Genomic DNA, 14,201 nt, shown 5'->3' with positions numbered 1-14,201 from the left:
GTCGAAATACACAACGCATGCAGTACGGCTCAACCGCGACGGGATCGACGCCATCGATTGCGGAGCGGCGTTGCAGCACCGCTCTCTGCCCAGTATGCCACAAGGTATGCAGATTGAACAATCTGTTCACATCTGTACGGCAATACGAGATGATTCCACCACCATGCGGACGTCATCCACTCTCTCGCTGCCCCACACTCTCCTCCCCTCCTCCGCGCCTTCCTCTGCGTAAAAAGAGACAGATAGCAGCCACTAGATGTCCCAAATTACGTCGCCCTTACGTAACAGTCGTCTTACGTAAAAGGGGACAAATAGAGGCCTCCAAATGTCCCAAATTACGCAGGGAGGAGCAAGAGAGCGAGAAGGAAAGACAGACGCCGTGTTCTCATGCTGCCCCGCTCAGCTCAGCCAGTCGCGCAGAATGCCGGCCATGAGTGTCAGTTCGCCTTCCGCCACCTGCTCGTCGTGCTTGTGTGCGAGCAGTGGCGAACCGGCGCCGAAGTTGACGGCCGGAACACCGAGCTGCGAGAATCGGGCGACGTCGGTCCAGCCGAGCTTCGCTTCGGGGTCCTTGCCGGTGCGTGCCTTCACCAGAGCCGCCAGCGAGCGCGTGAGTTCGGAATCCATGCCGGGTCGTGCCGACGGCGATTCGTCTTTCATCTCGATGCCGAAGCCCTCGAACACACCGCCCGTCGCCTGGTGCTCACCGTTGCCGAGTTCGGCACCGCAGTCCGCGCCCATCATCAGCGCCTTTGCCTCGGCGAGCGATTTGTCGGGAGCGAAACGGTAGTTGACATGCACGCGGCATTCATCGGGGATCACATTGGTGCCCTTGCCGCCGCTGATCAGCGTCGCGTTGAGCCCTTCGCGGTAGTCGAGACCGTCCACCCTCACGGTGGCGTCCGTATGCTCGTTCAGACGGCGCAGAATCTCGGCGGCGTCGTGAATGGCGTTGTGGCCCATCCACGCGCGTGCGGAATGTGCGGCTATGCCGTGCGTGACCACGTCGAAGCGGATCGTGCCGTTGCAGCCGCCTTCGATGCCGCATGAGGTGGGCTCGCCTATAATCGCGAAATCGCCGGCGATCCAGTCCGGGTGCGCCTCGGCGACCTTGCGCAGGCCGTTCTTCTCGGCGGCCACCTCCTCGTGGTCGTAGAACACGTAAGTCAGGTCGTATTTCGGGTTCGTCAGCGTCGCGGCGAGGTAAAACAGCACGGCGTCCGACGATTTCATGTCGGTGGCGCCACGCCCCCACACCACGCGTTCGCCCGGGTGCGCCTCCGCGACGCCCGGCAGAATGAGCGGGTCGCCGGGTTCGAGCAGTTTCGGTGGGAAGTTGTCGATCACCGGCACCACATCGAGGTGGCCGGCGAGCACCACGCGCCTGTCACGGCCGAGATTCGTGCGCGCGACGAGCGTGTCGCCATGCCGCTGCACGTCCAGATGCGGCAGCGTGCGAAGGAACACCTCGGTCATGTCGGTCAGATGCCGTTCGTCGTCGCTCACCGAGTACACGCGCATCACCTGCATGCACAGGTCGGTGAGCGCGTCCTGCTCGCCCATACCGGCGTCCACCGTCAGCTTGAGCGGCTCCCCCGCGCGATCGATCACGTCTTGCATAGTCCCTCCAAACGCCTGCCGCGCACTCGCGCGGTCCATTCGCCAACACTCTACCAGTGCCGCGCGCATGCGGGCATACGCATTCCAAATACATCCGCGATGCGCCGGCCAGATTCCGGACGCTTGCGTGCAAATGAAATCTGCCCGCTTGAAATGTATGTGCGTGCATATACTTGCACTCGGCAGAGCAGGAACGCGGAGCAAGGGAGAAGCATGGGCGGCCTCATCAGCGCAATGGAGGGATTCTGCGTCATCGGCATCGTGATCGCGGCCGGCTATGTGGCCGCGCGTCTGCAGATCGGCGGCGCCCAGGCACAGTACGTGTTCAATCGGCTGAGCTTCTTCATTGCGAGCCCCTGCCTCATGTTCGCCATTCTGGCGCAGGAGAACATCACGCATCTGTTCGATTCCACAATCATCGTCGCGTTCTGCTCGGCGGTCGGCGTGGGACTCGTCTTCCTCGTGCTCAACAGATTGTTCTTCCACCTCAAGGCACCGGATGCCACGATCGGCGTGCTCAACTCGCTGTATTTGAATTCGAACAACATCGGCCTGCCCATCGCCACGTACATTCTCGGCAACCCGGCGCTCGTCGCACCCATTCTCGTCATGCAGCAGGCGCTGTTCACGCCGGTCGGACTCACCGTGCTCGACGTGACCACCAAGGGCAAGTTCTCGGTGAAGCAGGTGCTCAAGCAGCCGTTGCACCAGCCATTGCTCATCGGCACCGTGCTCGGCATTATCGTCTCGGTCGTCTCGTCGAAGGTGGGCCATTTCATTGTGCCGAACTTCCTGTTCGACCCGATCGACATGATCGGAGATTCCGCGGTGCCGATGATCCTCATGGCATTCGGCATGTCGCTGCACGGCACGAAGCCGATGCAGAACAAGTCGAATCTGCCGGCGATCTGGACGGTGGCGGTGCTCAAGAACATCGTGATGCCGCTCATCGCATTCGGCATCGCATTCGCCATGGGCTTCCGCGGACCCACGCTGTACGGCTGCGTCGTGCTCGCCGCACTGCCCACCGGCCAGAACGTGTACAACTACGCGGCCCGCTACAATGTCGGCATGACCTTCGCGCGCGACGGCATACTCATCTCCACGATGACGAGCCCCATCTTCATCGCGATCATCGCCGCACTCCTCAGCTAACTGCCCATCCTATCTGTTACGGGCTACGGTTTCCCCCTTACGGGCTAGGATATCCTAGCCCGTAAGGGGGAAACCGTAGCCCGTAACAGATAGCTCGTCTCCCACCACATCTCAATCGTCGCGGCGACGCGAGATCGAATCGAGGCGCGTGGCGGTGTGGTTCGCGCTCACCGCACCAACGGTCACCAGCGCATAGCACAGCGCAATGCCGAACATGCAGCGCAGCATCACGGTGGGGTCACTGAGCATCGAGCCGACCAGCGGCAGCATGAGCAGCAACGAGCAGCCGGCGGAGATGACGATCACCGTGTTGAGCGGCGTGAGCACTTCCGAGAACCGCGCCTTGCGCAATGTGAGCGCATCGGTGCCCTCAAGCATGAGCATGTGGTATTCGTCGGCCTGGTCGAACACGCTGGCCGACTGCATGATGCCCGAGCTCACCGCGGCCAGCACGGCGGCGAACACCAGCGTAAGCGTGCCGCCGAGCGAGATGTCGTGCATCATCATCAGCGTCTCCGGGTCGGCGTCGCCCGATGCCGCGCCCAGTGCGCCGCATACGGCGGTGATGCCCGCAATGAACACGGCGAGTGCGATGCCCGAGACATTGCGCCACGCACGCTTCGGGTTGTCGAGAATGCGGCGCATCGCAATCATGGTGGCGGCGGATTTCGGACGGTGCGCACGCGACTTCGCCACGGCGGCGATCACCCACGAACCGATCACGTTGAGCAGCATGAAGCAGCCGCCGATGATCGCGAACACGACCCCATACGCCACCGCCACACCGGCGCCGGCCACGAGGTTCATGTTGTTGAGCATGGCGAAACCGAACACGAGGGCGACCACGAACAGCGCCACGCGCCATTTGCCGGGCATCGCGGCACCTTGGCGCGCGGTGACGCCCAATGGCGTGATGGCCACCTTGCGCAACGTGAGCAGCGCGGAGACCAGGGCCAGTGCGGCAACGCCGACGACGGTGCCGATGAGCGCCCACGGCCCCACCCACAGCTGTTCGAAGTCGAAGGTGCGGTTCTCGAAGTGCAGCATCATGATGAGCGGCATCACGGCGAAATACCCGGCAATGCCCAGCACGGAGCCGATCACGGCCTGTCCGACCGCTTCGAGGGCGGTCAGCCGCACCACCTGCGACGTCGTGGCGCCAGCCAGTCGCAGCGCCGCGAGTCGTTCGTCGCGACGTGTGGCGGCAAGGCGCGCCGCAGAGCCCGCGAGCGTGGTGAAGGGCACCACGAGCAGCACGCAGGCGAACATGGCGAGCACCACGTAGAACTCGCCGTTGACGCTCACGTTGGCGTGCGTGGAGCAGGCAGAATCATTGAAGAAGCAGCCAACTGTGTGGTCTGGTGACGCACGCCAGATGAAGCCATGCAGACCGCCGAGCACGGTGAGGAAGATCGCGGTCGCCGCGGCGAAGGCGATGACGGCGAGCAGGCCCGTGTGGTCGCGCGGCGCATCCGATTCGTCGTCATGGTGGAACATGTGCCGGTGGAAGAGTCTCCACAGTGCGAAGGTGCTCATTGCAACGCTCCTTGTGGTTGGGCGCCCATCTGCACTGCCTGTGCCGGGGCGTCGTTCTGCGGTTGGCGCTGCATGCCTGCGCGCCGGTTGGCCGCGTCGAGGATCATGCCGTCGCGCATGCTCACGGTGCGGTCGCAGTATGCGGCGATGTTCGGGTCGTGGGTGACAAGCACCACTGCGGCGTTGTTCGCGGCCGCCGCCTGCATGAGCAGATTCATCACCTCGTGCCCGGTGTTCTGGTCGAGCGCGCCGGTCGGCTCGTCGGCGAAGATGATGGCCGGATTCACACACAGTGCGCGCGCGATGGCGACGCGTTGCATCTGGCCGCCACTCATCTGGCCGGGTCGATTGCGCATCAGATTGCGCAATCCCATGCGTTCCAGCCACATGGCGGCCTGGTCGGTCGCCTGCGAGTACGCCATGCCGCCGAGCATGAGCGGCAATGCCACGTTTTCGATCGCCGGCAGTTCCGGCAGCAGTTGCCCGGACTGGAAGACGAATCCGAACGCCTGCCTGCGCATGCGGGTGCGTTCGGCGTCCGGAATGCGGTCGATGTCGGCACCGCGGAACAGCACTTGGCCGGCCGTCGGCTTCGTGATGCCGGCAAGCACATGCAGCAGCGTCGATTTGCCTGAACCCGACGGTCCCATGATCGCCACGCGTTCGCCTTCGTCAAGCTGGAAGTTCGCGTGGTTCAGCGCGAGTGGCTGACCCATCTGCCATGCCGCGGGCTGCATCCCTGCCGCCGGGTTGCCCGAACCGCCTGTGTTGTAATCCATCACTAGGTCGATTCCCTGCAGCGCGAGCGATTGGCCGCCCATCGGCGCTCCGTCAGGGTACGGCATGGGTGCCGCGGTCATTGAGGGCTGCGGTGCATACCCGTTGTGGTGCATGGCATCTGCGGAGGTTTGCGGCATGGGATGCGGCGCGTTCTGCGGCGCCTGCGGCATCGGCGCGCCGGGATTGTTGTTCTGTATTGCGTTCATGCTTCCAAGCTACGGTGTCGCGCCCGCACACCCCATCGTGCAACGGGATGAATTCCCCCGGCAGACCACGCCCGTTCTCAGCCTTAAGGATGATGCTCGCCGGCATATCAGGCGAGATGCCAGCTCACGCGATGCAGATCGCTCGGCCCGCATTGCGCAATTGCCTCGCGGTGCGCCTTCGAGCCGTACCCCTTATTGCGATCCCACCCGTAGCGCGCGTATTCGGCATGCTCGCGCGCCAACTGTTCCATCAGACGGTCTCGGGTCACCTTCGCCAGCACCGCCGCCGCTGCGACGCTGGCACACTGCGCATCCGCCTTGACCAGCGTGCGCATCTGCGCCGGCATGGGCACCGCGGGAGCTTCGAAAGTGCCCAATGCCTTGGATATGTAGTCATTCGGCCCGTCGAGTATCGCGCCGACGCGCAGCCCACCCGCATGCTGCAGCGAATCGTGTTGTGTGTACGCCCATGTTCCCGAGTATTTGCGGCGCGCGTCGAAACCGTGCATCTCGCGGTCGCCCGGGCTACCCATGCCGAGGGCGCGTTCCACACCATCGAGTGCGCGTAGTGCGGCGATGCCGAGCGCATGCGAGATGCCCCATTCGTCGATCTCCGCATTGCTCGCCGAACCAATCGCAAAACCGTCCACCCACGCCTGCAGCGGCTCGTACAGACTCTCGCGCCTATGCTCGGTGAGCGTCTTGGAATCTGCGAGATACTGCGGCATGGCGGTCTGCGCTTCGCCGAGATTCCGCGCAAGGAACGCGGCCGCGCCCACCATCACCGGACCTGCCAGCGACCCGCGTCCCACTTCGTCGAATCCGACGATTATGTCGAACCCGTCGGCGGCAATCTGCCGTTCCAATGCAAACGACGGCGCCATACCGCCCCTTTCTCGACTCCGAAAACCCGCGCATCCAGCACAGATCAGCCCGCGTCGGGCACGTTCGCGAACACGTCGCTGTAATTGCTCAGCCACGCAATGCGGTTGAGCGGCCAGTACCGTGCGAAGGCGACGCCGGCGATGTCGCGAATGGGCACCTGCCCATGTTGCGCGTCGTTCAAATGGAAGCGGGAATCCGCGGAATTGCTGCGGTTGTCTCCCATCACGAACACGTGCCCCTCGCTCACGGTGACCTTGAACGGGAAGGTGCTGGGCTGGTCACCGGGCTTGACATACGCGGATTCGTCAATCGCCACGCCGTTGATCTTCACCGGCTGGCCCGCCCCTTCGCATTCGACGGTGTCGCCGGGCAGCCCGATCAGCCGTTTGATCAAATAGTCGCTGTGATAGGTGGTCTCCTCGTTCGCGAGCCAGTTGGAGGGGTCTTTGAACACCACAATGTCGCCGCGTTTGAGCGCGACCGGCCGCGGGGAGAGCTTGGTGGTGATCACGCGGTCGCCTGGCATGATCGTGTTCTCCATGGAACGTGACGGAATCACATACATGCCGAATACGAAGATGCGCAGCAGCACTACAATGGCCACGGGAATCGCGCACCACAGGAAGAAATCCCGTACTGCCGTCCCCTTTGCCGAGGCGAGTTGCGGCTCCGTCCCGGCGGAGTCCAGATTCACAGCCCCCGCATCGCGATTGCCGGGCGTCTCCGTTGGCGCCGGACTCTGCGGCATGGGCTCGTTCGAAGAATCCATGACCCCTCCTGTCGAAATGATTACCGCACTCCAATGTATCATTTTCGGCGGAGACCCACTGCGGCGTTCACCATTCACAACAAATGTTCCACGGCTGTCGAGTCACCGGCGCGCGCACTGCTCTCTGCCGCAGATCGCCGCATATCTGCCCGCATAAGCAAAAGCCGGGCCCGAACACGGAACCCGGCTTTCACAAAACCGTTATGGCAAGACTCACTTGGCGGAGTTGTCGCGGCGCTCGACGATGCGAGCTGCCTTGCCACGCAGATTGCGCAGGTAGTACAGCTTGGCGCGGCGGACGCGGCCACGGCGAACGACCTTGATCGAGTCGATGGACGGGGAGTGCAGCGGGAAGCGGCGCTCCACACCGGTGCCGAAGCTGATCTTGCGCACAATGAAGGTCTCGCGCACGCCGGCGCCCTGACGGCCGATGACCACGCCGGTGAAGGTCTGGATACGGGAGTTGTTGCCTTCCTGAATCTTCACGTTCACGTCGACGGTGTCGCCCGGACGGAATGCCGGAATCTCGTCGGCCGGCTTCATGTGCTTGGCGTCAAATGCCTCAATAGCGTTAACCATGGTGTTCCTCTACCCTGCCGCATGCCAGCGTATGGTCGGGGCACTCGCATGCGTGCGAATGCCTGGAATATCGCCGCGGATTTGTCTGCGGCGCGCGTGCCGATCCGCCGAAAGTCAGGTTCGGCTGGACTCGTGGGCAGGCGGATTCATGCGGCGATCCGCGTGCCGGCACAGCGACTCCACATTATACAAAGCGCACTGGATTACCCGCGGTCCCCGACAAACCAAGTCACGCGGACTTACTTCTTCTCACTGAGTCTCGCTGACTTTCCTTATGTGAGACAAACTCTGAACTGGTCTGGTTTTTGTTCCGCCTTTATAGTGAGGCGGCTTGTGTCGCCTGGTTCGTATAGTACTCGGTTTCGACCTGCTCGGGTGTCCTGTAGTCCAGGCTGGCGTGGAGGCGTTTCGAGTTCCACCATGAGACCCATTGGAACGTCGCCAGCTCCAGGTCGCCCACGTCCCGGAACGGCTTGCGCCGCCAGACCAGCTCGGTCTTGTACGCGCCGTTGACGGACTCGGCCATGGCGTTGTCGTAGGAGTCGCCGACCGTGCCGGTCGAGGGCAGCATCCCGTACTCGCGCACGCGCGTGGTGTACACCGTGCTGATGTACTGGGAGCCGTGGTCGGAGTGGTGGATGAGCCCCCGGGTGCCGCCGTGCCCCGCGGCCCAGGAGATCGCCTGCTCCAGCGCCTGCAGGGGCAGCTCCTCGGTGTTCATGCTGGTGGCGCACGCCCATCCCACGATGCGGCGGGCGAATACGTCGGTGACGAACGCAGCGTAGCCGAACCGCCCGTCCGTCATGCGCACGTAGGTGATGTCGGCCACGTGCAGCCGGTTCGGCGCCATGGCCCGGAACCTGCGCTCCACGAGGTCGGGCCTGCCGCCCGCGCCCTTCGCCGGCCTGGTGGTCGCCGGCGTCCTGCCGCGCCTGACGCCTTGTATGCCGAGCTCGCGCATGATGTTCATCACCTGGTCGCGGCCGACCTCGGACGGATCCCACCCCTCGGCGAGCAGCTGGGCATGGACCTTCCTGTATCCGTACACGGCCATGAAGAAATCCGAATGGATCCGGAGGATGTCCCGGGCCAGCGCCTCGTGGCGCGCCTTCATGCGGCTGGGCGGCCTGGTCTTGAACATGCGGTAGCCGCGCGGCGTGAGAAACCCGCAATCCGACGCCGCGCCCAGCACCCTGCAGATCGGCCCGACCCCGAAACGATCCCGATGCGCGTCGATGTACGCGGACATCAGGGCCGTGTCGGGTCGAGCCGCGCCGCGAAAAAAGCCGACGCCGTCGTCAAAATCTCGTTCGCCCGCCGCAGCTCCGCGTTCTCCGCCCGCAGACGCTTGAGCTCGGCCATCGCCTCCTGCGCGGACTGTTCCGACTGTTCCGCGGCCGACGCATCCGACTGGTTCCGCCAACGCCGCAGCGTCTCGGACGAGACGCCCAGATCCCTGGCCACCTCGGCGATCGCCTTCGTCTCCGACGAATACGAGGGACGGGACTCCGTCAACAGCCTGACGGCCTTCGCCTTGAACTCATCCGTGTATCTCGTGCCCTTGGACATGATTCCATCATCTCCCATCGAGTTAGGTGAAATGCGGAACAAAAACCAGGCCATATCACTCAGCAATGCAGACTTGGTTTGTCCCACTAGCCACTGCTCAGCGAGACTAACTCAGCATCACCTACTTGCTTTGTCTCACTAGCCCCTCCCCTGTGAGACAAAACAAGCTGAGCAGACCGACTTGGTATCACTAATCTGTTCTCAGTGAGACAAACCAAGTCACCCCAGCTAGATTCGTCTCACTCAGATGATTTCAGTAAGACAAATCCGGCAACACAGACTTGGTTTGTCCCACTAGCCACTGCTCAGTGAGACAAACCAAGTCGCCATGACCGAGTTCATCTCAGATGCCCACTCTCTGTGAGACAAACCAAGTCACGCGGACCGACTTTGCATCACAACAGGCAAGGGCGGCGACCCACATTCGTGAATCGCCGCCCCGCCGCGAATTACAGCCAGCGTGTGCGGATCAGAACTCGCGCACCTTGCGGTAGAAGTTGATCAGGCTGCGGGTCGAGGCGTCCTGAGCGGCGAGCGCCTCGTCGTTCTGCGAGATCGCAGGCGTGATCTGCTTGGCGAGCTGCTTGCCGAGCTCAACGCCCCACTGGTCGTAGGAGTCGATGCCCCACACGGTGCCCTCGACGAACGTGACCATCTCGTACAGCGAGATGAGCTCGCCGAGCGTGAAGGCATCGAGACGCACGCCGAAGATCGACGTGGTCGGGCGGTTGCCGGAGAACACGCGGGCCGGAACAATGTCTTCCGGCGTGCCCTCGGCGCGCACCTCGTCGGCGGTCTTGCCGAACGCGAGCGCCTTGGTCTGGGCGAAATAGTTGCCCAGCAGCAGTTCGTGCATGTCCTGGTCGCCGTCCTTGAGCGGGTTCGGCGTGTTCGCGAACGCGATGAAGTCGGCCGGAATCAGCTGCGTGCCCTGGTGAATGAGCTGGTAGAACGCGTGCTGGCCGTTGGTGCCGGGCTCGCCCCAGAAGATCTCGCCGGTCTCGGTGGTCACCGGGGTGCCGTCCCAGCGCACGGACTTGCCGTTCGATTCCATAGTGAGCTGCTGCAGGTAGGCCGGGAAGCGGTGCAGGTACTGGTCGTACGGCAGCACGGCGTGTGAGGCGACCTTGAAGAAGTTGCGGTACCACACGTTGATCATGCCCATGATCACCACGGCGTTCTTCTCGAACGGCGTCTCGGCGAAGTACTGGTCGACCTGACGGAAGCCTGCGAGGAACTCCTCGAAGCGGGCCGGTCCGAACACGATGGCGAGCGTGAGGCCAACGGCGGAATCGACGGAGTAACGGCCGCCGACCCAATCCCAGAAGCCGAATGTGTTCGCCGGGTCGATGCCGAAGTCCTTGACGCGCTCGAGGTTGGTCGAAACGGCGACGAAGTGCTTCTCAACGGCCTCGGCCTTCTGCTCGGCGGTACCGTCGATGGCACCGGAGGCCTGCAGCTGCTCGAGCAGCCATGCGCGGGCCTGACGGGCGTTGGTGAGCGTCTCGAGCGTGCCGAAGGTCTTCGACACAACCACGAACAGCGTGGTCTCCGGGTCGAGGTCGCGGGTCTTCTCGGCGAGGTCATTCGGGTCGATGTTCGAGATGTAGCGGGCCCTGATGCCGGCGTCGGCGTACGGCTTGAGCGCCTCGTACACCATGACGGGGCCCAGGTCGGAGCCGCCGATGCCGATGTTGACCACGGTCTCGATCTCCTTGCCGGTCACGCCCTTCCATTCGCCGGAACGGACCTTGTCGGCGAAGGCGTACATGCGGTCGAGGGTCTCGCGCACGTCCTTGACCACGTCCTGACCGTCCACGATCAGCTTGCCTTCGTCGCTGGCGTCACGGCGCAGTGCGGTGTGCAGCACGGCGCGGTCCTCGGTGTTGTTGATGTGCACGCCGGAGTACATGTCTTTGGTGCGCTGCTTGAGGTTGACCTCATCGGCGAGCTCTGCGAACAGTGCGAGGGTCTCGGGCTTGATCAGGTTCTTCGAAAAGTCGAAGCGCAGCGTGCCCACGTCGAAAGACAGCGAGTCCACGCGCGTGGGATCGTCCTCGAACCACTGCTTGAGATCGATGCCCTGTGCCTGCAGCTCGTCATAGTGCTGCTGCAGCTTCTTCCACGCCGCGGTGCCCGTGGCGTCGACAGGAGGATTGATTGCCATTCGTGTTCCTTTCATCATCAGACAAGCACTGCGGCGCCGTTGCCCGTGCTGCATTGCAGACTAGCAAGGCATACGTTTGCATTTGCTTATCAAGCTTCACAATACTCACAAAATACGACAGTTTTGCCCCACGACCGCACACGAATCGTAAACCGTGCGCACATCGGGACGAAAGCGAACATTTTCGCTGTTCGCTTTCACGCAGGCAAACCTATGAAATCGTTTTCAAACATTCGCCCGCGCATATGGCGTCATCCGCAAGCCTGTGTCTCGTTTCAGTTATTGGCTCTCACAGTAGTTCGTCACACCCCGACTCCGCGAGCGTTTTCACCATTGACTTGACTTCCTGGCTCCGCGCACGTGGCGCGATGAGCAACGCATCCGGCGTGTCCACCACGACCATGTCGTTCACGCCAAGCAACGCAACGGTTCGCTCGCTGTTCGGCACTACGATGTCGCCGGCGGAGTCGAGTGTGACCACCTGCTCGGTGTTGCCCAGTATTTTCAGATTCCGCTCATCCACACTCGGCAACAGCGCCGCCACCGAGTTGAAATCGCCGATGTCGTCCCAGCCGAAGTCGCCCGGGATCATCGCGACGCCGCCCTCCACTGACAGCGGCTCGGCCACTGCGTAGTCGAACGCGATCTTCTCGATTCCCTGCCAGTACTTGCGCATGGCCTCGTCGCGATGGGTGTGGAAGTCGTCGGGATTCACGGCCTCGCGCACGTTCTCGCCACGCTCATGTGCCTCGGCCTGCGCGCGGGCGAGATCGCGGTCGTCTTCGATCACGGCGTCTGCTATCGCATCGATCGCACGTGCGAGCTGCGGCTTGACCCGGTGCAGGTGGTCGAGCAGCACATCGGCGCGCATCACGAACATGCCGGCGTTCCAGCGGTATTCGCCGGTGTTCAGGTAGGCCTGCGCGGTGGCGGCGTTCGGCTTCTCCACGAAGCGTTCCACGAGCACGGCGTCCGGGGCGTCGGGAACGCGGGCCGCGAGCGACTCGCCCTCGTGGATGTAGCCGAATGCGGTGCTCGGGCGCGAGGCTGCTATGCCGATGGTGGTCACATAGCCGGCGCGGGCGGTGGCGACGGCCTGCCGCACGGCGTCGACGAACGCCACCTTGCCGCGGATCACATGGTCGGCGGCGAACGATCCGACCACAATGTCGTTGCCGTGCCTGCGGGCGAGCACGGCGGTGGCGAGCGCAATGGCGGCCGTGGAGTCGCGCGGTGCCGGTTCGGCGAAGATGCGTTCCGGCACCACCTCGGGCAGCTGTTCCTCCACGGCGGCCACATGCCGTTCGCCGGTGCTGACGCACACATGGTCCATGCCGGCGATGGCGGCGAGGCGGTCGAAGGTGGACTGAATCAGCGTACGCCCCGACCCGAGCAGGTCGAACAGGAACTTCGGTTTGGCCTCGCGGCTCAGCGGCCACAGGCGCGTACCGGTGCCGCCCGCGGGAATGATGGCGTAGAAATCGTCGAATCCGTTACTCATGCCCTCATTCTATCCGCTCGCGCGCATTCGGCTCCCTCACGCTGCCCAAACGCGACACGCCGATTCGCCAAATCCAGCAATTCGGCTACACTGTATTTCTTGTGCACCAAGCATGTGCCACTTTAGCTCAGTCGGTAGAGCGGCTCACTCGTAATGAGCAGGTCGACAGTTCGATTCTGTCAAGTGGCTCCATTGCCCTAGACGTCGGCGCAAACGCGTCCGCCGCCTAGGGTTTTGCATATCCGACGCGCGCGAGTGGCGTAATTGGTAGCCGCGCAGGATTTAGGTTCCTGTGACTTCGGTCGTGTGGGTTCGAGTCCCATCTCGCGCACCCTTCTCCGCGTTCTCTGCAGGTTCCCCGATTATCCCGTGGACGTTCCCCTCACCCGAGCCATATCCCGGCGTAGGCTGTACTCCGTGACGCTCCTACAACCGATCGCCCTCCTGGGCATCATCATCGCCGGCTACCTGTTCAAACGCTGCCGGTTGTTCGGCCAACGCGATTACCGCATCATTCAGGTGATGCTCTTCGATCTCGTGCTGCCCGGTGCCATCGTCTACTCGTTCGCCACGAATCCGCACGATCCGTCGCTGTTGTGGCTTTCGGCCTTCGGTTTCGTTGTGGCGCTCGTGCCGGTGCTCGTGATCTTCTCGGCGACCCGTCACTCGCCGGTCACGCAGCGCGCGTTCCTCATGCTCAATGCGACCGGTCTCAACATAGGCTGCTTCTGCTTCCCGGTGGTGCAGGCGTTTCTTGGCGAACAGGCGATCGTTCCCGCCGCTATGTTCGACATTGGCAATTGCATCATGGTGGCTGCCGGCACGAATGTGATGACGCAGACGCTCCTGCACATTCAACCCGGCCGTCCCCTCACCGAGCAGGGCGCCGGTGACGCTCCCACACTTCCCTACACGCGCCCCACGGACCGCGATGCCAAGCGTCTCGCCCGGCGTTCGCTGCTGCGCACGGTGCTCAAGGGTTTTGTGGGTTCCATTCCGTTCGACACGTATGTGATCATGATCGTGCTCATGGTCTGCGGACTGTCGCTGCCCGCCTGGTTCGCAGATCTCTTCCGGCCGCTGTCGAATGCGAACGCCTGCGTGGCCATGCTCATGGTGGGTATGATGATGGATCTGCCCGCGAACCGTTCCGACACCTTCGCCGTGCTCAAGGTGCTCGCCTGGCGTCTTCCCTTCGGATTGGCGTTCGCCGCCGTGGCGTGGTTCCTGCTGCCGTTCGACGCCGGCATTCGCGAGGCGACGATGATGTGCTGCCTCGCCCCGGTCGCCGTCTTCTCCACGCTGTTCACTGACGAGGTGCTCGGCAACGCCCGCCTCGCCGGTTTCACGCTGTCGGTGAGCGCGGTGATCAGTCTTGGCATGATGACCGGCGCCCACGCGATGATCGCCGCCGGCATCATCTGATTCGGTACC

10 protein-coding genes, 2 tRNA genes and 1 pseudogene are annotated in these 14,201 nt (G+C 63.2%); 4 read left to right on the top strand and 9 right to left on the bottom strand.

Translation table 11 applies throughout. The annotated features are described in order from the left end of the window. Positions 1-399: 399 nt before the first annotated feature. Positions 400-1,620 carry a succinyl-diaminopimelate desuccinylase gene (gene dapE / locus BANAN_RS01555; RefSeq protein WP_014697229.1) on the bottom strand — a complete coding sequence of 407 codons (1,221 nt, stop codon included), beginning with the start codon at positions 1,618-1,620 and terminating at the stop codon, positions 400-402. A gap of 213 nt (positions 1,621-1,833) precedes the next feature. Here dapE and BANAN_RS01550 point away from each other — a divergent pair, with 213 nt between their 5' ends. Beyond that, a complete protein-coding gene (locus BANAN_RS01550) occupies positions 1,834-2,775 on the top strand; it encodes an AEC family transporter (RefSeq protein WP_014697228.1) in 942 nt (313 codons plus the stop codon). Positions 2,776-2,886: 111 nt separating this feature from the next. On the opposite strand, the gene BANAN_RS01545 is transcribed toward BANAN_RS01550, so the two are convergent. The 8 genes and pseudogenes from BANAN_RS01545 to BANAN_RS01505 all read right to left on the bottom strand — a co-directional run bounded on the left by BANAN_RS01545 (position 2,887) and on the right by BANAN_RS01505 (position 12,767). After that, on the bottom strand, positions 2,887-4,311 hold the full coding sequence (locus tag BANAN_RS01545) for an FtsX-like permease family protein (protein ID WP_014697227.1): 1,425 nt from the start codon (positions 4,309-4,311) through the stop codon (positions 2,887-2,889). Then, a complete protein-coding gene (locus BANAN_RS01540; protein ID WP_014697226.1) occupies positions 4,308-5,297 on the bottom strand; it encodes an ABC transporter ATP-binding protein in 990 nt (329 codons plus the stop codon). The genes BANAN_RS01545 and BANAN_RS01540 overlap by 4 nt, the downstream gene beginning before the upstream one ends. Before the next feature lie 107 nt (positions 5,298-5,404). Continuing rightward, positions 5,405-6,181, bottom strand: coding sequence for a ribonuclease HII (locus BANAN_RS01535; RefSeq protein ID WP_014697225.1), 777 nt, complete (start codon positions 6,179-6,181; stop codon positions 5,405-5,407). A gap of 44 nt (positions 6,182-6,225) precedes the next feature. Next, on the bottom strand, positions 6,226-6,951 hold the full coding sequence (gene lepB / locus BANAN_RS01530; protein WP_014697224.1) for a signal peptidase I: 726 nt from the start codon (positions 6,949-6,951) through the stop codon (positions 6,226-6,228). 213 nt (positions 6,952-7,164) lie between these two features. Further along, positions 7,165-7,530, bottom strand: a complete 366-nt coding sequence (gene rplS, locus BANAN_RS01525) for a 50S ribosomal protein L19 (RefSeq protein ID WP_004268407.1) — start codon at positions 7,528-7,530, stop codon at positions 7,165-7,167. A gap of 272 nt (positions 7,531-7,802) precedes the next feature. Then, positions 7,803-9,099 (bottom strand): annotated as a pseudogene (locus BANAN_RS01520) (IS3 family transposase). A 469-nt stretch (positions 9,100-9,568) separates the two neighbouring features. Next, the gene (pgi, locus tag BANAN_RS01510; RefSeq protein WP_014697223.1) at positions 9,569-11,266 is read right to left on the bottom strand and encodes a glucose-6-phosphate isomerase; all 1,698 of its coding nucleotides are present in this window, start codon (positions 11,264-11,266) and stop codon (positions 9,569-9,571) included. Positions 11,267-11,555: 289 nt separating this feature from the next. Further along, positions 11,556-12,767 carry a mannose-1-phosphate guanylyltransferase gene (locus BANAN_RS01505; RefSeq protein ID WP_014697222.1) on the bottom strand — a complete coding sequence of 404 codons (1,212 nt, stop codon included), beginning with the start codon at positions 12,765-12,767 and terminating at the stop codon, positions 11,556-11,558. Positions 12,768-12,883: 116 nt separating this feature from the next. Between BANAN_RS01505 and BANAN_RS01500 the strand changes: the two genes are divergently transcribed. From BANAN_RS01500 to BANAN_RS01490, 3 genes are all read left to right on the top strand, one after another. Beyond that, positions 12,884-12,959: transfer RNA gene (locus BANAN_RS01500), tRNA-Thr, on the top strand. A 57-nt stretch (positions 12,960-13,016) separates the two neighbouring features. After that, a tRNA-Leu gene (locus BANAN_RS01495) sits at positions 13,017-13,098 on the top strand. An 86-nt stretch (positions 13,099-13,184) separates the two neighbouring features. Continuing rightward, positions 13,185-14,192: an AEC family transporter gene (locus tag BANAN_RS01490; RefSeq protein WP_014697221.1), complete on the top strand. Its 1,008-nt coding sequence runs from the start codon at positions 13,185-13,187 to the stop codon at positions 14,190-14,192. The last annotated feature ends 9 nt before the right edge of the window (positions 14,193-14,201 follow it).

Origin of the sequence: Bifidobacterium animalis subsp. animalis ATCC 25527, from assembly GCF_000260715.1 — a bacterium.
Classification (GTDB): domain Bacteria; phylum Actinomycetota; class Actinomycetes; order Actinomycetales; family Bifidobacteriaceae; genus Bifidobacterium; species Bifidobacterium animalis.
The sequence above is the reverse complement of the archived record's forward strand: the minus strand, read 5'-3'. Positions and strand labels throughout refer to the sequence as shown.